Genomic DNA, 24,441 nt, shown 5'->3' on the forward strand with positions numbered 1-24,441 from the left:
TGGTCAACGAGTCCGAAGACTCGTCAACCACGCACGGGCGGCGGAGCCGCCTAGAGCATGCAGGAAACGCAACCTTCCACCTCAGTGCCTTCGAGCGCCATCTGTCGCAACCTGATGTAGTACAGGGTTTTGATTCCCTTGCGCCACGCGTAGATCTGCGCCTTGTTGATGTCGCGGGTGGTCGCGGTGTCCTTGAAGAACAGTGTCAACGACAGGCCCTGGTCCACGTGCTGCGTAGCAGCCGCGTAGGTGTCGATGATCTTCTCGTACCCGATCTCGTAGGCATCCTGGTAGTAGTCCAGGTTGTCGTTGTTCAGGTAGGGCGCCGGGTAGTAGACGCGCCCGATCTTGCCCTCCTTGCGAATCTCGATCTTCGCCGCCACCGGGTGAATGGAGCTGGTGGAGTAGTTGATGTACGAGATCGAGCCGGTCGGCGGGACGGCCTGCAGGTTCTGGTTGTAGATGCCGTGCTTCTGCACCGACGCCTTCAGCTCGCGCCAATCGTCCTGGGTGGGGATGTGCACACCGGACTCGGCGAACAGTTGCCGCACCCGTTCCGTCTTCGGCTCCCACACCTGGTCGGTGTACTTGTCGAAGTACTCACCGGACGCGTACTTGGACTCCGGAAAGCCCGCGAAGTACGTGCCGCGGTCCTTGGCGATCTCGTTGGACGCCCGGATCGCGTGGAACACCACCGTGTAGAAGTAGATGTTCGTGAAGTCGATGCCCTCGTCGGAGCCGTAGTAGATCCGCTCGCGGGCCAGGTAGCCGTGCAGGTTCATCTGCCCGAGACCGATCGCGTGGCCCTCGTCGTTCGCCTTCCGGATCGACGGGACGGAGTCGATGGAGGTCTGGTCGGCGACGGCGGTCAGCGCCCGGATGGAGACCTCGATGGTTTGCGCGAAGTCCGGCGAGTCCATGGTCTTGGCGATGTTCAGCGAGCCCAGGTTGCAGGAGATGTCCTTGCCGATTTTGTTGTACGAGAGGTCATCGTTGAACACCGACGCAGTCGACACCTGAAGGATCTCGGAGCACAGATTCGAGTGGGTGATCTTGCCGTCGATCGGGTTGGCCCGGTTCACGGTGTCCTCGAACATGATGTACGGGTAGCCCGACTCGAACTGCAACTCGGCGACGGTCTGGAAGAACTCGCGAGCTTTGATCTTGGACTTGCGAATCCGCTTGTCGTCGACCATCTCGTAGTACTTCTCGGTGACGTCGATGTCCGCGAACGGCACCCCGTAGATGCGCTCGACGTCGTACGGAGAGAAGAGGTACATGTCCTCGTTCTTCTTCGCCAGCTCGAACGTGATGTCGGGGATGACGACGCCGAGCGAAAGGGTCTTGATGCGAATCTTCTCGTCCGCATTCTCGCGCTTGGTGTCCAGGAAGCGGTAGATGTCCGGGTGGTGCGCGTGCAGGTACACCGCACCGGCACCCTGACGGGCACCGAGCTGGTTGGCGTACGAGAACGAATCCTCGAGCAGCTTCATGATGGGAATGACGCCGGAACTCTGGTTCTCGATCTTCTTGATCGGCGCACCGTGCTCGCGAATATTGGTGAGCAGCAGGGCAACTCCGCCGCCACGCTTGGACAACTGCAACGCAGAGTTCACGGAGCGCCCGATGGACTCCATGTTGTCCTCGATACGCAGCAGGAAGCACGAAACCGGCTCACCGCGCTGCTTCTTGCCCGAGTTGAGGAATGTGGGCGTGGCCGGCTGGAAACGGCCAGAGATGATCTCGTCGACGAGTTTGGTGGCCAGTTCCTCGTCACCCGCGGCCAGGGTCAACGCAACCATGCAGACACGGTCTTCGAAACGCTCGAGGTACCGCTTTCCGTCGAACGTCTTGAGCGTGTAAGACGTGTAGTACTTGAACGCCCCGAGGAACGTCGGGAACCGGAACTTCTTCGAGTAGGCGTGATCGATCAGCGACTTCACGAATGCTCGCGAGTACTGGTCGAGCACCTCGGGCTCGTAGTAGTTCTCTTCGACGAGGTAGTCGAGTTTCTCGTCGAGATTGTGGAAGAAGACGGTGTTCTGGTTGACGTGCTGCAGGAAGTACTGGCGCGCTGCCGCCACATCCTTGTCGAACTGGATTTCACCGTTCGGGCCGTAGAGGTTCAGCATCGCGTTGAGTGCGTGGTAGTCGAGACCACTCGTCGAGTCGCCGCCGCGCACGTCGCGCACTACCTCGACTGTGTCCGTGATGGTTGGTGCCACTGTTGTTGCTCCCGCTCTGCCTCGTGTTCCCAGAATTGCTGCAGTCCCTCACGGACACGTTCGACGTCCTCGGCCGTCCCCATGAGTTCGAAGCGATACAGGTAGGGGACCTGACACTTCTGAGATATGACGTCTCCAGCGAAACAATAGGAGTCGCCGAAGTTGGTATTGCCGGCCGCGATGACCGCCCGGATCAATGATCGGTTGTGCTTGTTGTTAAGGAATCGAATGACCGGTTTGGGTACATAGTTCGTGTCGCGACCCATGGCTGTGGTTCCTCCACCGTAAGTGGGAAGAATGAGCACATAGGGTTCGTCGACCTCGAACGAGCCTTCGCGGTCATGAATTGGAATACGAATGCTCGGAAGACCGAGCTTCTCCACGAATCGGTGTGTGTTCTCCGATGCGCTGGAGAAGTACACCAGGGAAGCCATCGGTTCTCACCTTCGATCGAGCTGCAGTGGATCGAGCCGAGCAGTCGGCCCGACCCCGCTTCACGCAGCGTTTGCCGAGAGGCTCTTGATCCGGTCGGGACGGAAGCCCGACCAGTGATCGTCACCGGCCACGACCACGGGCGCCTGGAGGTATCCGAGTGCCATCACGTAGTCCCGGGCGTCGGCATCTTCGCTGATATCGACCACTGCGTAATCGATACCCGCCTTGTCGAGAGCCTTGTAGGTGGCATTGCACTGAACGCAAGCGGGCTTGGTGTAGACGGTGATGCTCATGAAGTCCCTCTTTCCGTTGCCTGACGACGCTGACGACCTGTGTGTTCAGCAACCGAGCGACCGTCTGAGCAAGGCGGATGCGATGCGCATCCGGTGAAACTCACGTTGTGGTCTCTCAGTGCCCCAGACACTACACCTAGTGGCCGACAGAAACACCAAACCCGAGATGTAGTGAGTCACATCGATGAAATTCCCAGGTCGTAGTCTGCGCTGTCGCAAAATTCTCACCCGATTCGGCGTGTCGCACGTCACATTTCCGGTGATGGGCAACCATGCCGCAACACGACGGAAGAAGTATCTCGATACCGTCCCACCCACCCCGACACGACACCCGCAAGGCCTTCCGGAAGTCGTCCGATGTTCCGGGCACGGCTGCGCTGCAGCAACCCGTACGACCACCCTGCACCCCCCCATCGGATGCTCTCTCGACCCCTGTTGGTCCGACACGCCGCTCACGCACACATGCGGCACACACGAGGGAACCCCCCGGCTACTTGCTCCGAGGTAGCTGAACCCCACGGTGGGCGACGCGCCGTAGTGTTCGAGGGCGTGGCACACCCGGACGAACTCCCCCACTCGGCGACCGTGACGAGCGCCCGGCACCTCACTGCCCATATGCGGCGTCTCACGTTCGAAGGCCCGGGACTCGCCACTTTCACGTCCAGCGGTCGACCCGACGAGCGACTGCTCGTGGGACTTCCACCCGAGTGCCGCGCCCGACGAAGTTACACCGTGCGCCGGTGGGACCCGAAACGCGGCGAGTTGACCGTCGACTTCGCGGTGCATGCCGGCGGAATCGCCGCCAGGTGGTCCGAGCAGGCCATACCCGGCGAAACGGTGGGCCTCTCGTCCGCGTCCGGCTGGTACGCACCACCACCCGATGCCGAATGGCAACTCCTTGTGGCCGACATGACCGCCCTGCCCGCCGTCGGCCGCATCCTCGAGGAACTACCCTCCGGATCACGAGCCCAAGTGATCGCCGAGGTCATCGAGGCGGCGGACGAGCAGCGATTCACCTCGTCCGCCGACGTCACCGTTACCTGGTTGCACGGCCACGGCAACGGACTGGCGCCGAGCATGCTCACCGCTGCCGCGATGGGGTGGAGCCGACCCTCCGGGCCGGGCTACGTCTGGTTCGCCGGAGAGGCTTGCACCTCGCGGGAGATCCGACGCTGGTTGCGCCACGAACTGGGATGGTCACCGGAACGGTACGACGTGATGGGCTATTGGCGGGACCGAAACGAAGAGTGGACACGCCGATACGAGCTGGTCCGAACAGAGATCGAGGCCGTCGTCGACCGCGCGATGGCGGCCGGCGACGACCTCGACACTGTGCGCGACGCCGTGGACGCGGCACTCGAGCGCGCTGGACTCTGAACGCGCCGGCCGCCGACTCGATCAGGCGTCGACGAGATCCTTGGTTGCTGCGGCCAGCAACTCGACGACCTCGGCGATCTGACCGGACACCTCGGCGTTGTCACGTGGGTGCCCGTCACCGAATTTGTCGATGGTCTTTCCGATGGCAAGGGTGATGTCTTCGAGCACCTTGCCTCCCGCAATTCCCGCGGCCTTGCGGGTGTCCGCGTGGGCCCACTGGGCACCGTTTCCGCTGGGCGACGCACTGACGACGGCCACCGGCTTGTCCTTGATGGCGCCTGCTCCGTACGGACGTGACATCCAATCGATGGCATTCTTCAGCACTGCGGGGATGGTGCCGTTGTACTCGGGGGTGACGAGAAGAAAGGCGTCGGCGGCGGCGGCGGCTTCGCGGAGTGCGGTGACGGCAGGAATCGTGTTGTCCACCGTGTCGAGGTCCTCGTTGTAGAACGGGAGGTCTGCAAGACCGTCGAATACTGTGACGGCGGCGTGCTCGGGTGCAACACTCTCGGCGGTTTCGGCGAGTTGACGGTTGACAGACCCAGCACGGAGGCTTCCGACAAGAGCAAGAACTTTGGTCGTGGGCATTTGATGATCCTTCGGAGTGCGATCGGTGTGTCGTGAACGAATACCTGACCTTAAACGGACCGTGGTCCGCTTATATTCCCGGGCGCTACGATGACGGTCGTGACGAGTCGTTCACTCCCTCAGATCGGAGTTGCGCCACAGGAGCGTGAGGATGCCGCCAGGAATCGCCGGCTGCTCCTCGATGCGACGAGTCGTCTCGTTGCAGAGCGTGGTGTCGACGCAGTCACGATGAATGCTGTGGCCTGCCGTGCGGGTGTCGGCAAAGGCACGGTATTTCGACGCTTCGGCAGCAGGTCCGGCCTCATGGAGGCGCTCCTTGACCACTCGGAACACGAACTGCAGCAAGGGTTCATGTTCGGGCCTCCCCCACTCGGCCCGGGCGCCGAGCCGGTCGACCGGCTCGTGGCCTTCGGCCTCGCCCGCATCTCGATCGTCGAGGTTCAGGGCGATGTACAGCGCGCCGCGGAGAATTCGTGGGAATTCCGGTTCGGTGCTCCTGCTCGAACCCTTTCGCTCACGCACATCACGAAGTTGCTCCGAGAGGCAGGCGTCGACGGCGATCTGGAACTGATCGCAGCATCTCTGTACGCCACCCTCGACGCCGCACTGATCCTGCACCAGATACGCAATCAGTCCTTCTCGATCGCGAGGATCGAGAAGGGCTGGACCGACCTGGTTCACCGCATCACTCGCAACGGCTGACGCGGTGAACCTCGGTCCGTGTCGTGTCAAACCGTCCGGAGCGTCTTGTCCTCGACTTCTTCGACAACGCGCTTCGGCTTAGTGCGTACGTGTGTGGTGTACAAAGCGAGTCCGACGAACACCACGCCACCGACCAGATTGCCGAGCACCGTGGGAATCTCGTTCCACACCAGGTAGTCACCGACCGAGAAGTCGCCGCCGAGAAGCAATCCGGCCGGGAACAGGAACATGTTGACGACCGAGTGCTCGAAGCCCATGTAGAAGAACAGCAGCACCGGCATCCACATCGCGAGCACCTTGCCGGTGACGCTCTTCGACATCATTGCGGCGATGACACCTGTGGAGACCATCCAGTTGCACAGCACCCCACGCAGGAAGAGCGTCATCATGCCCGCAGCGCCGTGCTCGGCGTAGCCGAGAGTTCGCGACTCTCCGATCTCTCCGAGCGCTTGCCCGACCTCGCCCGGCTCAATCGAGTAGCCGTAGGTCAATATGAACGTGATCATGACCGCGATCGTGAACGCGCCCAGAAAGTTCCCGACGAACACGAGGCCCCAGGTGCGCAGCATCGACTTCAGGGTCACACCGGGGCGCTTGTCGAGATACGCGATCGGCACCATCGTGAACACGCCGGTGAGCAAGTCGAACCCCAGCAGATAGAGCAAACAGAATCCGACGGGGAACATCAGAGCACCGAGCAGTGCGCTACCCGTCTGCACGGAGACGGTGATGGCGAACGCGGCACCGAGCGTGAGTATGGCGCCGGCCATGTACGCCCGGATGAGAGTGTCGCGAGTCGACATGAGCACTTTGCTTTGGCCGGCATCGACCATCGTGCGGGCCAGTTCGGCCGGTGGGACGTAGGACACGACAACCTCCTGTTGGACAACGTGTGGCGCCCAGTCTCCGATCCGGCCGTGTCCCGGAGGTTGCTCGATCGTTAGGTTGTGTTGCGTTCTCCTCCGGTGCGCGGAACTCCGTCTGTGAGGTGCTTCGTCGGCACAGTCACCGGATGGCCAACTTCTCTCGTAACGGACTGGGCTCGTCACGCGCTATTTGATGCGGATCGTGTTCCGGCACCCGCATGTACTGGTGGAATCCGAAATACACGATCCCGAGGGCAAGGCACGTCACGGAGGGAATCAGCAACGCCGACGCACCGAGCAGACCACTGGACGTGGCGCCGGCTACACCCCCGACGACGAATCCGACCACGGTGCCCAGAAGCAGGGTGCACCGCCACATGTCCACGTCACGATGACTGCTGCGCCCGATCAGTACGCCCAGGTCGGTGAACGTTCCCGTCATGTGCGTTGTTCGTATCACCAGGCCGCGGTAGTTGGAGGACATGGCGTTCTGCAGTCCGCACGCGGTGGCTGCGAGCGCGGTGGCCCATGTGACGTGCCCCGCCACCCCGGCCAGTGTTGCCACGCCCAGTAGTGCCGCCTCGGCTATCAGAGCCAAACCGTAGCGCCGCCCGGTCTCCGATTCGGTACCGCTGAGAACCGCACCGGCTGCTACGGCCCCGAAGAAGAAGCTGGCCAGAACGATGACGAGGTCGAACAGTCCGTCGGTGCGTCCGTTGGCGGCGTCCATGCTCGAATACGACAACGAACCGCTGACATGGCTTACCGGATGCACCAGAGCAACGAGCAACACCGAATTGACGAAACCGGCCACCGCCGACAGGGCTGCCGAATACAGCGAGATGAAGGCACGAACTTGCGGATCCTTCGGCGCCGGTGGACGCGCTGCTACCGCACCCCCAGCGCCCACGGGTGTTTCACGACTTCTGAGTGAGGACACCGAATTGCCCATCGAGATCCTCCCGAGATCGGTCTGTTTCGATCGATACCGCACGAACGTACAAGGGTGACTACCGTGGGCACGACCCCCGAAGTCAACTGTTCATCTGCACGTAATGAGGTGAATCCCCCACTTGCGCAACGGATGTGATACCGGTCTCCGCCGGGGGTATACCAGCAACCTGGTCCGGCGCATCCCCCGCAGCTAGCCTCGACGTATGCGTCTTCTCTCCGTGCCGGTCATTGTGGCGGTGCTTGCTGTCGTCTCCGTGTCGGGTTGCACGCAATCCGACGGTTCTGCCGCCACCCCTGCAGGGCGTACCTTCGTGTCGACCGACGTGCAGGGTACGACGATCCCCGGTGGCGGTCCGCTCACTCTCGGCTTCGACGACGAGGGCAGGGTTTCGGTGAATGCCGGCTGCAACCGTGGAAGCGGCAGCGTCGACTTCACGGAGGGCACGTTGACGGTCGACCAGTTGGCCATGACTCTCATGGCTTGCGCGGGTGAGGCCGCCGCTGCGGACGCCTGGGTGTCCGAGTTCCTCGGAGCCGCCCCGTCCTGGGAACTCGAGGGCGACGACCTGCGTTTGAGCACAGACTCCGCCACGGTCACGCTGAAGGACCGGAAGGTGGTGAATCCTGACCGTCCGATCATCGGCACCACCTGGACCGTTACCTCGTTGATCTCGCCCGATGCGGTGTCGTCATCGACCGCGCTCGAACAGTCCGCCCCACAGCTGACCATCACGGCCGACGGCGGGGTGTCAGGAAGCACCGGATGCAATCGCATCAACGGAACCGCCGACGTCGGTGACGAATCGATTGTGTTCGGCCCACTGGCAACCACCCGCATGGCCTGTCCAGGCGACGTGGCCGAAGTCGAGCGCGCCGTACTACGCGTGCTGGACGGAGAGGTACAGGCGACAATCGACTCCGACGTCCTCCGACTGACCAAGCCGAACGGCTACGGCTTGGAACTCGCCGCTACCTGACCCGACCTCCGCGAGTTTCTGCGCAGAACCCAGAACGTGTTCGCCCTCGCTCGACAACCCCGCGATCGCTACAGTTCTCGCATGGAGAACCTTCGCGACCAGATCCTCGACGAGCTCGGTGCACGGCCCACTATCGACCCGGCGGCCGAGATTCGCGATCGGGTCCAGTTCCTCAAGGACTACCTGCGTTCCACACCGGCCAACGGATTCGTACTCGGTATCAGCGGCGGCCAGGACAGCACCCTCGCCGGCCGTCTCACTCAACTCGCCGTGGCGGAGTTGCGCGAGGAGGGCACCGACGCCGAGTTCGTGGCGGTGCGTCTGCCGTACGGATCGCAGGCGGACGAGTCGGACGCTCAGGTATCACTCGAGTTCATCGAGCCGGATCGTTCGACCACCGTCAACGTGAAGCCCGGTGCGGATGCCACGGCAGCGGAGTCCTCCGCCGCCCTTCGCGCGATTCTCGGCGACGGCGGAGAACTGCGGGACTTCGTGCGGGGAAACATCAAGGCGCGTGAGCGCATGATGATCCAATACGCCATCGCCGGACAGCTCGGCCATCTGGTGGTCGGCACCGATCACGCCGCCGAAGCGATCACCGGCTTCTTCACCAAGTTCGGCGACGGCGGCGTCGACGTCACCCCCCTCACCGGCTTGAGCAAACGTCAGGGGGCCGCACTACTTCGCGAGCTGGGCGCACCCGAGAGCACGTGGCTCAAGGTGCCGACCGCCGATCTCGAAGACGACCGACCGGCGCTGCCCGACGAGGTAGCACTGGGGCTCACGTACGCACAGATCGACGACTACCTCGAAGGCAAAGATGTTCCGCCGGAGGTGTCGACGAAACTCGAAACCATGTACACCGACACCCGGCACAAGCGCACAGTGCCGGTGACCCCGCTCGACACCTGGTGGAGGTGAGCCGTCGTGGCCGAAATACTGGTGGCCGGTGGGACCGGCCAGGCCGGAACCTACGTGGTGAAAGAACTACTTCGTCGCGGTCACGGAGTTCGGGTCCTGACCCGACACGGTGGGACCTCGGGTACACAGGTCGCCCACTACCCAGGCGATCTCATCACCGGTGAGGGACTCGAGGACGCGCTGGCCGGAGTCGATTCGATAATCGATACGACCGACGGGCGCACGAAAGCCACGCGGGCCGTCTTCACGGACGGGGCAAAGAATCTGCTCGACGCCGCCGCGCGAGCTCGTATCCGTCGCTGCGTGCTGCTTTCGATCATCAACGTCGATTTGGCCGAATTCGACTACTACCGTGCGAAACACTCTCAGGAGCAGGTGTACGCGACATCTCCGGTCGAGACCTGCGTCGTGCGGGCTACGCAGTTTCACGACTTCATACCCATGATCGCTGCGCCGACGAGCCGTATGGGGTTGATTCCGGCGTTCTCCCGCACGCGATTTCAGACCATCGACCTTCGTGACGTGGCCAGGGCGTTGGTGGACGCCGCCGTTTCGCACGATTCAGTGCCGACCGAGCCGGTCGTCATCGCAGGCCCTGAGGTTCGAACGGCGAAAGACCTTGTGACTGCGTGGAAGAAGGCGTCCGGCACGCGCGGACTCGTGGTCGCGCTGCCACTGCCCGGAAAGTTGGGCACGTTCTTCCGTGAGGGATCGAACATCGCGGAGAACGACACGTTCGGGACCATCACCTATGACGAGTGGCTCGCCGACACCGTTCGGCGCTGACCCCGACGCGTCAGCCTCCTGCGAACGGGGGCAGGATGTCCACCCGGGAACCGGCGGTGCGGGCGAGGTCTCTGGTGAGTTCGGAGTCGACCAGGTAAGCCGCCACGGTCAGCACCCGCTCCATGTCGGTCCCGTGACGCACGATCAGCGCCGCCTTCACCTCGCCGAGCTCGGCGCTGATCGGAAGATCCAACGTCTCTTCCGAACACCCGGCAGCGTCCGCCGCAGCCGCGAAGTAGCGCACCGCAATTCCGTCAGCCACCTATTGCTCCCATACTCCGTTCGGGCGGAGTGAAGCCCACGGCATCGATGCCGTGGCCCGCCCACTTGTTCCACATCGCCCCACGCCACAATCGGGCTAGCTCGTCGTCGTCGGTACCGCTGCGCAGTGCACCGCGCAGATCCGTCTCCCGGTCACTGAAAAGGCAGGAGCGCACGGTGCCTTCCGCGGTCAGTCGGGTTCGGTCGCAGTCGCTACAGAACGACCGCGTCACCGATCCGATGATGCCGACGGTTGCGGGCCCACCGTTCACCAGCCATTGTTCGGCGGGTGCGGACGGATCAGCGCGGCCGATTGCACGCAGATCGAACCGGTCGCTCAGTACGTCGAGCGCTCGTTGCGCAGACACCATGTCGCCGCGTTTCCACGCGTGGTCGGCGTCGAGCGGCATCTCCTCGATCAGGCGCAGAGCAACACCTTCCTCGATGCACCAATCGAGGAGGTCCGCCGCACCGTCGAGTGTCTCGGGCATGAGCACCGCGTTCACCTTGACCGGAGCCAATTCGTGCCGGACGGCGGCACGAATTCCCGCCATGACTGCGGGCAGTCGGTCACGGCGGGTGAGCTGGGCGAAGTGTGCACGATCCACGGAGTCCAGCGACACGTTCACGCGAGACAGCCCGGCGTCGGCGAGAGCGTGTGCTCGATGTTCGAGGCCGACCGCGTTGGTGGTCATGGCCAGCGGAATGCCCGGAACTCGCTGCGCGCAGCCGGCGATGATGGATTCGAGATCCGACCGCATCAGCGGCTCACCACCGGTGAAGCGGACCTCCCGCACACCGAGACGGTGCACGGCGATGTCGACGAGCCGAACGATCTCTGCTGCCGTGAGCAGTTGCTCGGCAGGGATGACGGGCAGGCCTTCTTCGGGCATGCAGTAGGTGCAGCGGAGTGAACATTTCTCGGTGATGGACACACGCAGATCGCGGGCGACCCGCCCGAAGCTGTCGACCAGTTCGGGAACGTCGGGGCGCCCGTCGACGGAGGTCGTCGCAGCGCGCACAGCGGGGATGCCCATCCCTACGACGGTCATCGACTCCACCTCCTCCTCGTTCGTCCAGTATGCGCATCCTGCCGCATCCATGCACGTTCCCTAGTATCGATGTGCATGAGAGGTGGGCACTTATGATTCCGGGCAATGGCGGGTCCGCACGATCGGTAGAGGAACACTGCGCCCACATCGAGGGTCTTCTCCGTCCCTTGATGTCGCTGCTCCCTGTCGACGTGGCGCCGGAAGCCGCGCTCGGCCGGGTGACGGCGGCGGACATCTCCTCGCCGGTGGACCTCCCACTGTTCCGCAATTCCCAGATGGACGGTTACGCCGTCGACGCGGCCTCGATCGAGGCGGTTCCCGTGTCGCTTCCGACCCGCGGTGTGGTGGCGGCGGGGCCAGGCACTCCGCCGCCCCATGATCCCGGTAGCGCCGTGCGCATCATGACGGGCGCGGTGATTCCGGAGGGCGCCGACGCGATCGTTCCCGTCGAGGACACGGTCGTCGACGGCGATCACGTGACCATCTCACGGCGGCGCCGCGCGGGCGAGTACGTACGCGAACGCGGAAGCGACGTGACGAAGGGCATGCTGCTGCTCCCGGCCGGCACGGTGCTGACGCCCCGACACATCGCTCTGCTCGCCGCGGTCGGCTCGGAAACGGTGCCGGTCCGCACACTGCCCAAGGTCGCCGTGGTGACGACGGGAACCGAACTGGTCGCAGCCGGCCGGTCGCTGCAACCCGGTGAGATCTACGACTCGAATGGCACCGCACTGTCTGCCGGCGCCACGGCAAACGGCGGCGATGTCGTCTCGGTGATCCACAGCAGCGACGATCCTGCCGCGTTCGGGGCAATCCTCACCCGGGCTGCGGCCATCGCCGATGTGATCTTCACCTCGGGTGGGGTGTCGATGGGCGACTTCGAGGTCGTCAAGGAAACGCTCACACCGTTGGGAGGCGAGTTCGTTCACGTGGGCATGCAACCCGGCGGGCCACAGGGCACTGCGGTGTTCGACGGCATTCCGGTCCTCAACTTTCCAGGCAACCCGGTCAGCACTCTCGTGTCGTTCGAGGTGTTCGCCCGGCCACTCCTGCGCCGAGCCGCAGGACTGCCGGACCTCGAGCGGCCCCGGCGGGCATTGGCCGCGGACGTCACCTCGATTGCCGGGAAGCGCCAGTTTCTGCGGGCCCGCACCACTGGCGACACCGTCGAACCGATTTCCGGGCCGGGATCGCATCTCGTTGCAGCAATGGCCTGGTCGGACGTGCTGATCGACATCCCCGCAGACGTGGAATTCCTCTCCGCCGGTGAACACGTGGAAGTGTGGCCCCTATGAGCGATCTGACGCATCTCGACGACCACGGCCGCGCCCGCATGGTGGATGTGAGCGCCAAAGCCGACACCACGAGAATCGCTGTTGCCGCGGGAGAACTGGCCACCACAGCAGAAGTGGTGAGTCTCGTACGTTCGGACGACCTCCCGAAGGCCGATGTGCTGGCGACCGCTCGCATCGCCGGCATCTCGGGAGCGAAGAAGACGTCCGAGCTGATTCCGCTGTGCCATCAGCTCTCGCTGTCGTCGGTGAAGATCGAGTTCGGATTCACCGACACGACCATCACTGTCGAAGCAATCGCAAAAACCAAAGGCCCCACCGGGGTGGAGATGGAGGCGCTGACTGCGGTTGCCGTCGCCGGGCTGACGCTGCACGACATGGTGAAGGCTGTCGATCCGGCCGCCACCATGAACGGTGTGCGACTGGTCACCAAGGAAGGTGGCAAACGCGGGCGATGGTCACGTGAGAAATCCACGGCGCCCGAACCGAATTCGGCTGTGGTCCTCGTCGCCTCCACCGGAGCCGCCAACGGTAGTCGCGAGGACACCACCGGCCCGTTCATCGACGAATGGCTCCGGGAACACGGTTTCAGCACTCGTGGACCACTGATCTACGCGGATGCGGACATTGCCACCGGGCTCGCCGACGCGCTCAGCACGTCACCGGCGCTGATCGTCAGCACGGGCGGCACCGGCGTCTCGCCCACGGACGCCACACCGGAAGCCACCCGCGCCGTCTTGGACCGTGAACTTCCCGGCGTCGCGGACGCGATCCGCGACCGTGGGACGAAAGTCACACCACATGCCTCGTTGAGTCGAGGACTGGCCGGGGTGGCGGGGCGGTCGGTGGTCGTCAACCTGCCCGGATCGCCGGGCGGTGTCAAGGACGGACTGTCCGTGCTGGAACCGTTGCTGGATCACCTGCTGGCTCAGGTTGCGGGCGGAGGCGCACACGATGAGTGAGCTACTCGCCCGCATCAGCGACACCCCCATCGACACTGCGGCGGTCGAATCCGCCGTCGCCGGACCCGCGCACGGCGCGGTCGTGGCCTTCACCGGTGTGGTCCGCAATCATGATGGGGGAAAATCTGTTTCGTTGCTGGAATACCAGGCACATCCCGATGCCGAACGCTTCCTGCTGCGCTGCTGCTCGGAAGTTTCGCAGTCGAGCGGACTTCCGGTGGCCGCTGTCCATCGCGTCGGGTCGTTGCAGATAGGCGATCTCGCACTCGTGGCCGCCGTCGCCGCCCCGCACCGCGCGGAAGCTTTCGCCACCTGCGCCGAACTCGTCGAACGCATCAAGGCCGAGGTGCCGATCTGGAAGCGACAGCGATTCGCCGACGGAGTGTCGGAGTGGGTCGGTTTGTGAGAGTCCGAATCGACGCGGGGTGCGGTCGCCGGGTAGTGTAACGGCCACTAGACGGCCGCGTTGGCCGTCGAGCGTCGTGGAACGCATTCAGTCCGGTGAACGAACACCGACTCTTTCTTACGGCGAACTGCGCACCAACCGGTAGCGCCGCCACCAATGTGCTCGAGCATGACGGGATCTCCCCTGTCGCCCTCCGGCACGACAACGTGCCCGAAAGGCTACGAATAATCTTGTCAGAATCTAACGTCCCCACCTTCGCCGAACTCGGTGTCCGCGCTCCCGTCGTCAAAGCACTCGACGCACAAGGGATCACGGCCCCCTTCCCGATTCAGATCGGCACCCTTCCCGACACTCTCGCCGGCCGTGACGTGCTCGGCCGCGGAAAGACCGGTAGCGGAAAGACCCTCGCGTTCTCCATCCCGATGGTCTCTCGTCTCGGCGGCGAACTGTCGGGCGGCAAGCGTCGGCCGGGTCGGCCGCTCGGGCTGATCCTCTCGCCGACCCGCGAGTTGGCCACCCAGATCACCGCCACCCTCGAGCCTCTGGCTGCCGCCTACGACCTGAAGGTCACCACCATCTTCGGTGGCGTGTCCCAACACCGTCAGGTGCAGGCGCTCAAGGCGGGAGTCGACATCGTGGTGGCGTGCCCCGGACGGCTCGAAGACCTCATGAAGCAGAAACTCGTTTCACTCGACGCCGTGGAGATCACCGTCCTCGACGAAGCCGATCACATGGCCGACCTGGGCTTCCTTCCCGGGGTCACCCGCATTCTCAACGCCACCCCCGATGGTGGCCAGCGGCTACTGTTCTCCGCCACCCTCGACAACGGCGTGAACAAGCTGGTGAAGCGGTTCCTGAAGAACGAGGTTCTGCACTCGATCGACGAGGCGAACTCCCCCGTCGCCGCCATGACTCACCACGTGTTCGACGTGGACGGCGTCGAGGCCAAGCGTGCGCTCGTCCAGAAGTTGGCATCAGGAACCGGTCGACGCATTCTGTTCATGCGCACGAAGCACCAGGCCCGCAAGCTGGCGCGCCAGCTCACCGAAGCCGGAATCCCCTCGGTCGACCTGCACGGAAACCTGTCGCAGGCCGCACGTGACCGCAACCTCGCCGCGTTCTCGGCGGGAGATGCCCGCGTACTCGTCGCCACGGACGTCGCGGCCCGCGGAGTCCACGTGGACTCCGTCGAACTCGTCGTGCACGTCGACCCACCCGCCGAACACAAGGCGTACCTGCACCGTTCGGGCCGCACAGCTCGAGCCGGCAGTGCGGGCGACGTCGTCACCGTCGTCCTGCCCGAGCAACGCAGGGATCTGTCGGTTCTCATGCGGAAAGCGGCGATCAAGGTCTCACCGATCCGCTCGACCGCGGACTCGGCGCATGTCGTCGAACTCGTCGGCGACATCGCACCGTACGTGACCCCGGCACCGAAAGCACCACCGCAGAACAACGGGGGTGGACGCCGTCCACGGCCTGCAGGTCAAGGACCGCGGCGACAGGGGGCACGGGGGCAGGCCACTCGCGGTCACGGAAGCCGTTCCGGTGGCGCCCGTTCCGGCGGCGGACGCTCCGGCGGCGGACGCTCCGGCGGCGGACGCTCCGGCGGCGGACGGTCACGTTCCGGAGCAGCTGCCTCGGGAACACCGCGCGGCGGACGCTAGAACTTCTACATCTCTCGTCGGAACTTCTACAGCTCTCGTCGGAACTTCTCTTTGTGGACGGCATCGGCCAGCGGTCGACGCCCCCGCCACCCGAAGCGCTCGAGGTCCGGTACCTGCTGGAACTCGCTGACTCGTCCCACGCACAACCACGCGATGGGGCGAATCGGATCGGGGATCTCGAGCAGCTTCGTCAGGTAGCTCTCCTCGTAGAACGACACCCAGCCGACACCGACGTTCTCTGCCGCTGCTGCCAGCCACAGATTCTGGATGGCGAGTACGGCGGAAAACAGTCCGGTGTCGTCGATGGTGTGGCGGCCGAGAACATGCTCGCCGCCACGAGAGCGGTCGTACGTGACGACGACGCCCATCCCACTTTCGCGGATTCCCTCCACCTTGATCGGATCGAAGGTCTTGCGCCGGTCCTCGGGAAGGGAGTCCGCGAAGCGTTGGCGAGAGTCCGCCACATGCTCCGCGAACGTTCCCAACGTTTCCGTGTCGCGAACCACGACGAAGTCCCAAGGCTGGGTGTTGCCCACGCTGGGTGCGCTGTGGGCAGCACCGAGGATTCGTTCGAGCATCGCCTCGGACAACGGTTCACCCGTGAACTCTGCACGCACGTCGCGTCGCAGGCGGATGGCGTCGTACACCGACATTCCCGGTTTGTTCTCGCTCACCCGAACAGGCTCTCACACGGCGATCAGGCTGTGACGGTGTATCGGTGGACGCGCAACATCGCGTCCGCCCCCGGCTCCTCTCCGTCGCCCACCACGCACTCGTCGAGGCGCGCCATCACCTCGTCGGTGTCCACGTCCACACCGATCAGTACCAGCTGTGTGACCCGGTCGTGTCCGGGTTCCCATCTCGACGTGCTGAATCGGATGTGTGGGCCGACCGTCTGCACCTCGAATTTCCGCATCTGACCGGGGACGTCGAAATGAACGTACCCTTTGATGCGGTAGAGACCAGCGGGCCGGTCCTCGAGAAATGCGACCAACCGTCGTGGGTGAATCGGGCGCGTGGAATCGAAGTCGACAGTTCGATACGCCGAATGCAGATGCTCGTGACCGTCGCAGGAATCGTCGTGATCCTGATCGAGCATCAGCTGGTCCAGCGTGAGCTGCTCCCCCGCTGCAGGCGCTCGATCCTCGCCCTGATCGAACAGGATCGCCGGATCGATGCGTCCGTGCTCGGTGTACACGAGGGGTGCACGATCGTTGAAGCTCCGCAGCGTTCTTCCGAGGATCTCGAGGCGATCGTCTCCCAGTCCGTCGGTCTTGTTGAGCACCACCAGGTCGGCTATTCCGATGTGTTGCGCCAACTCGGGATGCTGCTCGGCAGTCTCCTCGAACTGGGTTCCGTCCACCAACATCACCAACCCGCCGTATGTCACGGTCGGGTTCTTGGTTCCGAGAATCAGCCGAACCATGTTGCGGGGCTCGGCGAGGCCGCTCGCCTCGACCACGATCACGTCGAGATCGGAACCGGCCAGACGGTCGATCACCTCGTCCATATCGCTGACATCCACGGCGCAGCACAAACAGCCGTTGCTGAGCGACATCATCGAATCGACCTGCCCCGCAACCATCATCGAATCGATGTTGACGGCGCCGAAGTCGTTGACGATGACGCCGATACGAATGCCGCGATTGTTTCGCAGGAGGTGGTTCAGCATCGTCGTCTTGCCGGCGCCGAGAAATCCGCCCACGAGCACCACGGGAATCCGGTTCTTCGCCACGCACACACCCTAATGCCCTCTGTGAGTGGTTAACGAGTCCCACGGCTCGCGGACCACGCACAGGCGCTTGCGTCAGGTAACGAGCGCTGCCTGCAGAACCATCGCGACGACCAGGATCGCCGGCCCTCGCACCATCTGTCTCAGGACGTCGACGGGCACCTGGCCGAACCCGGTCTCGAGGACGGTTCCGCCGTACTGCATCGGAGGACGCGTCCGTGCGCGATACATAGCCGCCGCGGCGGCCATCGGGGCAATCGCCACCGCAGCCCAGCCACCGGAAAGGGCGGCAGGAACGGTGACGAGCCACGTCACCACGATCGCCGTTACCGGTACGGGCAGGTGGATGAACCGCAATTGCCTGTCGGTTCCGCCGAGCAGACTCCGTAGCCCGTCCGATCGACACACGTCGAGCAGGCCGCCACTGAACGCCGAGCCGACCACGAAGCAGGCAAGCGTCTGAACGAGAACGACAGCAAGCGGTGTGCCGACCATCGTCGCCCCAACCGTGATCCCCACCGCTGCCACGAAGGTGACGGGCGCCGACCTGCCCCGCAGCACCCGACGGATGTCGGCCTCCAGGAGTGAGCGCCCGCGGCCCTCTGTGAACGCCCGTGACCGCACCGCCCCGAGCCGGCGCCACGACCGTCTCTCGAGTGCGGATGCCGCGTACGACGGGTCGAGCGAGACCACCGAGGCGGACAGCCCGGTGGCCAGATCCGCGCCCTTGCTCAAGGCCCGCCGGTCGAACCGCCCCTGTGCGTGGATAGCGAGTCCCACAACTCCCAGAGCGCTCACAGCCCCCAGAGGGGCCAGTACCCACCAGGCGAACGTGACGGGGATCAGCAGCGTCACGAACCTGGCCGCGAGCACACCGGCGAACACGGCCCCGATCGCCCACCACACCAGTCGTCGCCGCAGCAGAGAGCGCCTGTCGACAGGACTCGAAAACACCCAGTGCATTTCGTCGTCACCGACCGTGACCGGCCCGATCGCTCTCAAAGCCCAGAACGCCACCACAGCGAGGCCCACAAGCACACCCGCCACGGCGTACGACGACCCGGCGCGGCCCACCGCCAGCAGTCCCCACGACGACAGCAGGCCCGATTCCTTTCGCGACAAGCCCCACAGCACGCCTGCCGTCACCCATACCGGCACTCCCCACACGGCCACCTTGGCCCAGGTGGTCTCCGTCCTTCGGGCCGATTCGAACTTTCGGCGCAGCACCCTGACAGCGGACGCAGACGGAACAGATAGTTCCGATGATCCAGCATCGAATGTCATCGCCATGAGTCACCGTCGATCGTGAAGTCGGCAACCGCGTCGACGAGTTCCGGGTCATGTGACACCAGGAGCACGGCTCCTCCCGCCGCTTTCTCCTCGTTCAGCGTGCGCGCCAGCCAACCACGCCCTTCGGCATCGAGATGCTGTTCGGGCTCGTCGAGCACCACCATCGAACGCGGGCGCACGAATGCCGACGCCAGCCCGAGGCGGCGGCGCTGCCCGCTCGACAGAGTGACCGGCAGTTGGTCCGCCGCACCGGACAGCCCGACGCCGTCGAGCATCGCACCGGCAGCACGTGCCGCGTCGGTAACACCGTGGGCAGTGGCGATCAACTGGACGTGTTCGGAAACCGACAGGTGGGGGAACAATCCCGGCTCGTCGAGTACCGAGGCAACCGCCGAGCGAAACGCCGGTGAAGCCTCGTCCACCGGGTCGCCGTCGAAAACGACCGTTCCGGCGTCGAGATGATCTGCACCGACTACGCAACGGAGCAGCGTGGACTTTCCCGACCCGTTCGCGCCGACGATCGCGCACGTCTGTCCAGGCCGGACCTCGAATGTGACATCACTGAATACGGTCAGCTCACCGAAGCAGCGCGAAGCGCCGCATACTTGCAACATGGGTTACTCCCGGTTGTCCTCGTGAATGTGAGCGAGGATGCGGGGACCAGCGTCAGAGCGTCCCCGCCGAGAAACCGGGGGCTCGGGGTCGCGGACGACCAGGGGTGTCCGGCCGACTGTTACGGCGGAACGAACCACGCAGACGACGTTCGTCCGGTGCGGGACCATGAGAGGTCTGTAAGCACAGGGGCGGAAAGGCGCGGTCGCAGAGGTGCAGCAGCACAGCAGCCACGGCAACAGCGGTGATGACCAACCCCACTGCAGTGAGGGTCGTGCCTTCCATCGGCGAAGCAACGATCAGCATCAGCATGATCGCGCACAGAGACAGGAAGTTCAGGAACCGCACACGACAACCCTACCGATGATTCACCGAACCGTCGGCTGTGGACGCTGCCAGTTGGTCAGGCACCGTAGAAACCATTCCGCCGGACCGTATCTGTGCCGAGTCATCCACAACGAGCTTGCGGCGGCCAGCGCAAGGAACACCACGGCGGCAACGATAAGAAGGGCCGCAGGACCCACTCTCCCGGCAAGGCCGAAACCCACCCCCGTGAACAAGACCAACCCGACAAGCGATTGCATCAGATAATTCGTCAATGCCATCCGCCCCAACGGCGACAGCATCCCTCGCAACCAACCCCACCGGCGACTGTGCATCGCCCGCAGCAGAGTCGCCACATACGCCGCCGCCAAGAACGGCGCTGTGGCAACACTGATCGCGACGGCCGAGGTGTCGACATCGCCGCCGAGGGCGGCGTAGGAGATGCCACCCGCCAGACCGACCGGAAAGCCGATAAGTTGAACGCGCCGCAAGAGCGGCTCGCTGCCGTTCAGATCGCGCAACAGGCCCCGCCTGCCCGCCACCATGCCGAGCAAGAACATCGCCAGGGCGGTAGGGCCCTGCATCGAAATCGCCTGTAATACCAAAAGCCCGAGACCGTCGAGATGCCGGCCGACGATGTCACCGATCGAACCGAGCATTGCCTGGGTCTGGTTGTCCGCAGCGACCAAGGCTTGCTCGCGGCCGGGCATGAAGGAAGAACGGTCGACCAGCAGTCCACTCAAGACCAGCGAGAGCAACACCAGCGCGTACAGGCCGGCTGCGACGCGCAGTGCCACGACATCACGGGTTCGATGCATCGCCAGCAGGACCAGACACGCTACGGCATACGTGGTGAGCACGTCGCCGCTGTACAGCACGACGATGTGCAGCGCACCCAACAGGAACAACCCGAGGATCCTTCGCAACATCCTCGGTACGAAACGTCTACCGGCTCTGCCCGCAGCCTCCATCTGCAAGGTGAAGCTGTAGCCGAAGAGGAACGCGAACAACAAATAGAACTTCATGGAGAACAGCGCGGATACGACGAATCGGGCCGCATCGTCGATCGGTGAGGCGAATGACGGGTCGTCGACGAGATTGCCTGGATACGCCGACGCCATGAATGCGATGTTGACGACGAAGATCCCGAACAGCGCGAACCCTCGGAGGGCGTCGACGTCGTGAACCCGCGCCGCCTTCGCCGTGGCCACGGCCAGGGATTTCTCTGACATAGGCGTAAGATTAACATATATAGTTTCTCTTATACTTTAATTGATTGGCCTAGGATCGTCGACAGCCCTCGAACGATCGCCCGAACCAGGAGACGCGCCCATGTCCGGTGACGAAGTACCGGAACCTCTACGCAGGATGTGGCGCCTTACGGAGCCGACGTCCAGACTGGGTCGTCCGTCGTCGCTCGACACCGACACCGTCGTACGTGCCGCGGTTCGGCTGGCCGATCACGGCGGGCTGGACACCGCCACGTTGCCGAGAGTGGCGCAGACTCTGGGCGTGACGGCTATGTCGCTGTATCGACACGTCGGATCCAAACGCGAATTGTTCGACCTCATGGTCGACTTCGCTTCCACCCCACCACGACTCCCACCGTCCGGGCAGCGCACGTGGCGCGAGGGCTTAGAGGCATGGGCGGACGAGCTGTGGGAACTGTATCGAGCACATCCGTGGATCGTCCGCGTGCCGGTCCAGGGCGCTCCCACCGGACCCAATCAGCTCGAATGGCTCGAATCGGCCCTTTCCGTTCTCGCCGGCACCAACCTCGGGTGGCCGGAGAAGGTCGGTCATGCCATGTTGCTGGGTGGCTATGTACGGCAGTCCGCCCTGCTGACCCAGGATCTCACCGACGGACTGGACGCGACCGAGGAACAGGTCGACAGCGAACGCCGGTACGGCCTGGCGATGCGCACTCTCGTCGACCACGCACGGTTCCCCGAACTCTCCACGATGTTCGGTTCCGATGTCTTCGACAAAAGTTCGGAGCGGACCGAAACAACTGCCCGAAAAGATTTCCACGACGGGCTCGGCACGATTCTCGACGGTATCGCCGCTCGCCTCGACCGGTGAATGCGGCCCACAGGCACTCCTCCACGACGAGGCTTCGCACTCGACACCTGACGCAGATCTACCGGGCGGCGATCCCGCGGCCGACGAGCCCGAGCACCCCATCCCGAACGGACGCACCACGGTCCGCGAGCGCGAGTGCGCCGACCGCAGCCGAGGCCCGGACCATCCGAACTCCATGCCGTCGGCGAATCCGGTCGTAGCGAGCCAGCGCATCGTCGACCGGGAGGTCGACGAGCAGTTCGGCAAGAGTGACAGCATCGACCAATGCCTCCCCCGCCCCGCGACCGAGATGCGGGGTCATGGTGTGCGCGGCATCGCCGACCAGTGCCACCCGGCCCGATGTGTACCTCGACAACGGTGGCGACTGCCAGAGGTCGTGATGGAGGATCTCGTCACGACCGACTCCGTCGAGCACTGCCCGTACGTCGTGATGCCATCCTGCGAAACGACTGAAGAAATCGTCGATGGTCGTGGTTCCGCCCGCAGCACGGGCCGCACCGAAGAAATTGAGCCTGCCGTCGAATCGCGGGGTGATCCCGAAAAGCGCCCTGCGGCCCCACGTCTCACCGTAGATCGTGCCGTCCTCGGCAGAAGAACTCGGGAACATATCGACCGTCCCCCGCCACACGGTCGTACCCACCTGACGTGGCGCCGTATCCGGCCCGAACACATGCTCCCTGGTCACACTGAAGGTGCCGTCCGCGCCGATCAACACGTCCTCGGACGACAAGTCGGTCGGTACCATTCCCGCCCGCCCGTACTTGACGGTGCCTGCGGGTAGTTCACTGGCCAGCACGTTCTGCAGGTCGGGCCGCGTGACCAACAGCACCGGTTGCGGAAGTTCTGCGGCGATCAGCACTCGCCCCTCCGCCGTGCGCAACGCCCCACCGCGCTGCTCCACCGCCACTGCACGGATTCGCTCGAGCACCCCGCAACGGGCCAGAGCCTCCTGCGCCGCGCCGGCAAGTCCGAATACCGTCCCCGCGCTCGGCGGCGCCGCTGCCCGTTCGTCGACTGTGACCCGAACTCCCGCCCTCGACAGGACGACCGCCGCGGCCAGGCCGGCCACGCCGGCTCCCGCGATTTGTACTCCAAGCGGAGCGGCCCTCAACGTCATATCCCGACCGTACTACATATGTAGTTTCCTGACTACACTTGTAGTTCTTCCTGGCATGGGCGATAGTCGCGATATGTCACGACGCACCGATCTACTCGACAGCGCTATCGACCTGGTCGGGACAGATGGGATTCGCGCACTGACTCACCGCCGCGTCGACGAACATGCAGGCGTCGCCCTAGGTTCGGCATCCAATCTCTTCCGGACGCGTCGCGCACTGCTGGAAGGCGTCCTCGACCGCCTCCTCGAAACCGATCAGCAGGTCATCACGAGCATCACCGGCACCGAACTTCCCGATTCCGCGTGCGCCTTGGCCGACGCTCTCACCGCCTACTCGAGGCACGCTCTCGGGCCGGCGTCCGTTCGCACGCGGGCCCGTTTCGCCGTATTCACCGAAGCCGCCGGCGACGCAACGCTGAGCACTGCCATCGAGTCGCGACGAGCGGATCTCGTCGGCGTCATCACCCAATCGCTGACCATCATCGGTGGCGTCACGAATCCGGCCGCAGCAGCGCGGGCCTTATCCGACCACCTCGACGGCTATCTACTTCACAAGATCACCGGCCAGCACTTCGACGTCAACGAAGTCCGTACCGCCACCGAACGTCATATCCGAGCGTGGATCGATTGACGCAGCTGCGGATGCCGGTCACCTACGCTTGATCACCATTCCGGACATTCCGGAGAGGGCACCGGACACGGTGATCACGGGGCCGCCGGGCCGCACTGGAGGCCCGGCCTTGTCCTTCAGCGACGACCACCCGGTCTTGGTGACGTGCGGATACCGGATTTCGTGGTCCGCGCCGACGCGCAGTTTCACCGTGCAGGTCGACACCTGGAGGTGCAGGTCCAGTACCGGAGTGGCAAATACCGCTTCCGCGAAGTCGAGGTCCAGAGTGCCCCAGGAACCCGTCACGAGAGCCTCCGACGGAACGTGCCATCCACCTTTCCGACGCAGCGTCGTCGAGTCGATAACCCACTCCGTGCGCGCCGCCGAAACACCGGTCACAGCCGGTCCTGCCGGAGCCGGAGCGGAAACCTCGGGGAAGAGCATTCCGGCATTCGGCAGATCGGCGAGAACCGCACGAAGGTCACCACGAGTGCGACTGGCGGTGGCGGCCCCCGCCCGTTCCTCGAATTCGACGATCTCCAGATATCCCGACGAGAACGCGTCGCTGAGCAGGCTCGTCGCCCGCTCACGCTCCGAGTGTCCGACGCGGACATCCTGATCTCCGAAGGTGTCGGCCATGGGTGCCACCCTAGGACATACTCCCCCGACCGGACGACACCCGCACCACCGCAAAAAACCTGCCTCGACCGGAGTCGAAGCAGGCTTCTCATCTGTGGAGCTAAGGGGACTCGAACCCCTGACCCCCACACTGCCAGTGTGGTGCGCTACCAGCTGCGCCATAGCCCCGTGTTCAGTTATATTGTCTCACCCAGAATCACTTCTGTGTGCTCGAAGAAAGCTACACCATCGCTGTCCCGGCTTCCAAATCGCCAGGTAGGCCCGGGAGGGCAAC

Annotated in this window: 27 protein-coding genes and 1 tRNA gene; 11 read left to right on the top strand and 17 right to left on the bottom strand. The window is 64.2% G+C overall.

Annotated elements, in window-relative coordinates:
• Positions 1-50: 50 nt before the first annotated feature.
• From nrdE to nrdH, 3 genes are read right to left on the bottom strand one after another with little or no spacing between them, the layout of a single operon-like run.
• Positions 51-2,225, bottom strand: coding sequence for a class 1b ribonucleoside-diphosphate reductase subunit alpha (gene nrdE / locus ACZI8Q_RS14815; RefSeq protein ID WP_463374315.1), 2,175 nt, complete (start codon positions 2,223-2,225; stop codon positions 51-53).
• On the bottom strand, positions 2,192-2,659 hold the full coding sequence (nrdI, locus tag ACZI8Q_RS14820) for a class Ib ribonucleoside-diphosphate reductase assembly flavoprotein NrdI (protein ID WP_463374316.1): 468 nt from the start codon (positions 2,657-2,659) through the stop codon (positions 2,192-2,194). Before nrdI ends, nrdE begins: the two co-directional genes overlap by 34 nt.
• A 60-nt stretch (positions 2,660-2,719) precedes the next feature.
• The gene (gene nrdH / locus ACZI8Q_RS14825; protein ID WP_463374317.1) at positions 2,720-2,953 is read right to left on the bottom strand and encodes a glutaredoxin-like protein NrdH; all 234 of its coding nucleotides are present in this window, start codon (positions 2,951-2,953) and stop codon (positions 2,720-2,722) included.
• A gap of 549 nt (positions 2,954-3,502) precedes the next feature.
• Between nrdH and ACZI8Q_RS14830 the strand changes: the two genes are divergently transcribed.
• Entirely contained in the window at positions 3,503-4,330 is an 828-nt protein-coding gene (locus ACZI8Q_RS14830; RefSeq protein WP_463374318.1) for a siderophore-interacting protein, read from the top strand.
• A gap of 21 nt (positions 4,331-4,351) precedes the next feature.
• On the opposite strand, the gene ACZI8Q_RS14835 is transcribed toward ACZI8Q_RS14830, so the two are convergent.
• A complete protein-coding gene (locus ACZI8Q_RS14835; protein WP_463374319.1) occupies positions 4,352-4,918 on the bottom strand; it encodes an NAD(P)H-dependent oxidoreductase in 567 nt (188 codons plus the stop codon).
• Between the two features lie 90 nt (positions 4,919-5,008).
• Here ACZI8Q_RS14835 and ACZI8Q_RS14840 point away from each other — a divergent pair, with 90 nt between their 5' ends.
• Positions 5,009-5,620 (top strand): TetR/AcrR family transcriptional regulator, encoded by a 612-nt coding sequence (locus ACZI8Q_RS14840; protein WP_463374320.1) that lies wholly within the window; start codon positions 5,009-5,011, stop codon positions 5,618-5,620.
• Between the two features lie 26 nt (positions 5,621-5,646).
• Here the strand turns inward: ACZI8Q_RS14840 and ACZI8Q_RS14845 are convergent, their stop codons facing one another.
• Positions 5,647-6,489: a formate/nitrite transporter family protein gene (locus ACZI8Q_RS14845; protein WP_463374321.1), complete on the bottom strand. Its 843-nt coding sequence runs from the start codon at positions 6,487-6,489 to the stop codon at positions 5,647-5,649.
• 136 nt (positions 6,490-6,625) lie between these two features.
• Positions 6,626-7,396 (bottom strand): YoaK family protein, encoded by a 771-nt coding sequence (locus ACZI8Q_RS14850; RefSeq protein ID WP_463374322.1) that lies wholly within the window; start codon positions 7,394-7,396, stop codon positions 6,626-6,628.
• 247 nt (positions 7,397-7,643) lie between these two features.
• On the opposite strand from ACZI8Q_RS14850, the gene ACZI8Q_RS14855 reads away from it, so the two are divergent.
• The 3 genes from ACZI8Q_RS14855 (at position 7,644) to ACZI8Q_RS14865 (ending at position 10,124) form a co-directional block, all read left to right on the top strand.
• Positions 7,644-8,417: an META domain-containing protein gene (locus ACZI8Q_RS14855; protein ID WP_463374323.1), complete on the top strand. Its 774-nt coding sequence runs from the start codon at positions 7,644-7,646 to the stop codon at positions 8,415-8,417.
• 81 nt (positions 8,418-8,498) lie between these two features.
• Positions 8,499-9,338 (top strand): ammonia-dependent NAD(+) synthetase, encoded by an 840-nt coding sequence (nadE, locus tag ACZI8Q_RS14860; RefSeq protein ID WP_463374324.1) that lies wholly within the window; start codon positions 8,499-8,501, stop codon positions 9,336-9,338.
• Positions 9,339-9,344: 6 nt separating this feature from the next.
• Positions 9,345-10,124 (top strand): SDR family oxidoreductase, encoded by a 780-nt coding sequence (locus tag ACZI8Q_RS14865; RefSeq protein WP_463374325.1) that lies wholly within the window; start codon positions 9,345-9,347, stop codon positions 10,122-10,124.
• Between the two features lie 10 nt (positions 10,125-10,134).
• On the opposite strand, the gene ACZI8Q_RS14870 is transcribed toward ACZI8Q_RS14865, so the two are convergent.
• Together ACZI8Q_RS14870 and moaA are read right to left on the bottom strand one after the other, a co-directional pair.
• Positions 10,135-10,386 (bottom strand): MoaD/ThiS family protein, encoded by a 252-nt coding sequence (locus tag ACZI8Q_RS14870; RefSeq protein ID WP_463374326.1) that lies wholly within the window; start codon positions 10,384-10,386, stop codon positions 10,135-10,137.
• On the bottom strand, positions 10,379-11,437 hold the full coding sequence (moaA, locus tag ACZI8Q_RS14875; RefSeq protein WP_463374390.1) for a GTP 3',8-cyclase MoaA: 1,059 nt from the start codon (positions 11,435-11,437) through the stop codon (positions 10,379-10,381). Before moaA ends, ACZI8Q_RS14870 begins: the two co-directional genes overlap by 8 nt.
• Positions 11,438-11,529: 92 nt before the next feature.
• Here moaA and ACZI8Q_RS14880 point away from each other — a divergent pair, with 92 nt between their 5' ends.
• From ACZI8Q_RS14880 to ACZI8Q_RS14895, 4 genes are all read left to right on the top strand, one after another.
• Positions 11,530-12,732: a molybdopterin molybdotransferase MoeA gene (locus ACZI8Q_RS14880; RefSeq protein WP_463374327.1), complete on the top strand. Its 1,203-nt coding sequence runs from the start codon at positions 11,530-11,532 to the stop codon at positions 12,730-12,732.
• Entirely contained in the window at positions 12,729-13,691 is a 963-nt protein-coding gene (gene moaCB / locus ACZI8Q_RS14885) for a bifunctional molybdenum cofactor biosynthesis protein MoaC/MoaB (RefSeq protein WP_463374328.1), read from the top strand. Before ACZI8Q_RS14880 ends, moaCB begins: the two co-directional genes overlap by 4 nt.
• Positions 13,684-14,097, top strand: a complete 414-nt coding sequence (locus ACZI8Q_RS14890; RefSeq protein WP_463374329.1) for a molybdenum cofactor biosynthesis protein MoaE — start codon at positions 13,684-13,686, stop codon at positions 14,095-14,097. The genes moaCB and ACZI8Q_RS14890 overlap by 8 nt, the downstream gene beginning before the upstream one ends.
• A gap of 230 nt (positions 14,098-14,327) precedes the next feature.
• Positions 14,328-15,761, top strand: a complete 1,434-nt coding sequence (locus ACZI8Q_RS14895; RefSeq protein WP_463374330.1) for a DEAD/DEAH box helicase — start codon at positions 14,328-14,330, stop codon at positions 15,759-15,761.
• Positions 15,762-15,787: 26 nt separating this feature from the next.
• On the opposite strand, the gene bluB is transcribed toward ACZI8Q_RS14895, so the two are convergent.
• From bluB to ACZI8Q_RS14925, 6 genes are all read right to left on the bottom strand, one after another.
• Positions 15,788-16,414, bottom strand: a complete 627-nt coding sequence (bluB, locus tag ACZI8Q_RS14900; protein ID WP_463374391.1) for a 5,6-dimethylbenzimidazole synthase — start codon at positions 16,412-16,414, stop codon at positions 15,788-15,790.
• Positions 16,415-16,458: 44 nt separating this feature from the next.
• Complete coding sequence (locus tag ACZI8Q_RS14905; protein ID WP_463374331.1) at positions 16,459-17,496, bottom strand: CobW family GTP-binding protein; 1,038 nt, start codon at positions 17,494-17,496, stop codon at positions 16,459-16,461.
• 72 nt (positions 17,497-17,568) lie between these two features.
• Entirely contained in the window at positions 17,569-18,777 is a 1,209-nt protein-coding gene (locus ACZI8Q_RS14910; RefSeq protein WP_463374332.1) for a DUF6297 family protein, read from the bottom strand.
• Positions 18,774-19,397: an ABC transporter ATP-binding protein gene (locus ACZI8Q_RS14915; RefSeq protein ID WP_463374333.1), complete on the bottom strand. Its 624-nt coding sequence runs from the start codon at positions 19,395-19,397 to the stop codon at positions 18,774-18,776. The genes ACZI8Q_RS14910 and ACZI8Q_RS14915 overlap by 4 nt, the downstream gene beginning before the upstream one ends.
• Before the next feature lie 52 nt (positions 19,398-19,449).
• Positions 19,450-19,743 (bottom strand): DUF6412 domain-containing protein, encoded by a 294-nt coding sequence (locus ACZI8Q_RS14920; protein ID WP_463374334.1) that lies wholly within the window; start codon positions 19,741-19,743, stop codon positions 19,450-19,452.
• Between the two features lie 20 nt (positions 19,744-19,763).
• Complete coding sequence (locus ACZI8Q_RS14925; protein ID WP_463374335.1) at positions 19,764-20,951, bottom strand: DUF418 domain-containing protein; 1,188 nt, start codon at positions 20,949-20,951, stop codon at positions 19,764-19,766.
• Between the two features lie 100 nt (positions 20,952-21,051).
• Here ACZI8Q_RS14925 and ACZI8Q_RS14930 point away from each other — a divergent pair, with 100 nt between their 5' ends.
• Positions 21,052-21,801 (top strand): TetR/AcrR family transcriptional regulator, encoded by a 750-nt coding sequence (locus ACZI8Q_RS14930; protein WP_463374336.1) that lies wholly within the window; start codon positions 21,052-21,054, stop codon positions 21,799-21,801.
• A 58-nt stretch (positions 21,802-21,859) separates the two neighbouring features.
• On the opposite strand, the gene ACZI8Q_RS14935 is transcribed toward ACZI8Q_RS14930, so the two are convergent.
• Positions 21,860-22,918: an FAD-dependent monooxygenase gene (locus tag ACZI8Q_RS14935; RefSeq protein WP_463374337.1), complete on the bottom strand. Its 1,059-nt coding sequence runs from the start codon at positions 22,916-22,918 to the stop codon at positions 21,860-21,862.
• A gap of 73 nt (positions 22,919-22,991) precedes the next feature.
• Here ACZI8Q_RS14935 and ACZI8Q_RS14940 point away from each other — a divergent pair, with 73 nt between their 5' ends.
• Positions 22,992-23,549, top strand: a complete 558-nt coding sequence (locus ACZI8Q_RS14940; RefSeq protein WP_463374338.1) for a TetR/AcrR family transcriptional regulator — start codon at positions 22,992-22,994, stop codon at positions 23,547-23,549.
• A gap of 18 nt (positions 23,550-23,567) precedes the next feature.
• Here ACZI8Q_RS14940 and ACZI8Q_RS14945 read toward each other — a convergent pair whose 3' ends face one another.
• Both ACZI8Q_RS14945 and ACZI8Q_RS14950 read right to left on the bottom strand, forming a co-directional pair.
• Positions 23,568-24,167 carry a DUF1707 SHOCT-like domain-containing protein gene (locus ACZI8Q_RS14945; RefSeq protein ID WP_463374339.1) on the bottom strand — a complete coding sequence of 200 codons (600 nt, stop codon included), beginning with the start codon at positions 24,165-24,167 and terminating at the stop codon, positions 23,568-23,570.
• Positions 24,168-24,262: 95 nt separating this feature from the next.
• Positions 24,263-24,335: transfer RNA gene (locus ACZI8Q_RS14950), tRNA-Ala, on the bottom strand.
• Positions 24,336-24,441 lie beyond the last annotated feature (106 nt).

The organism is Rhodococcus quanlei, from assembly GCF_055231015.1.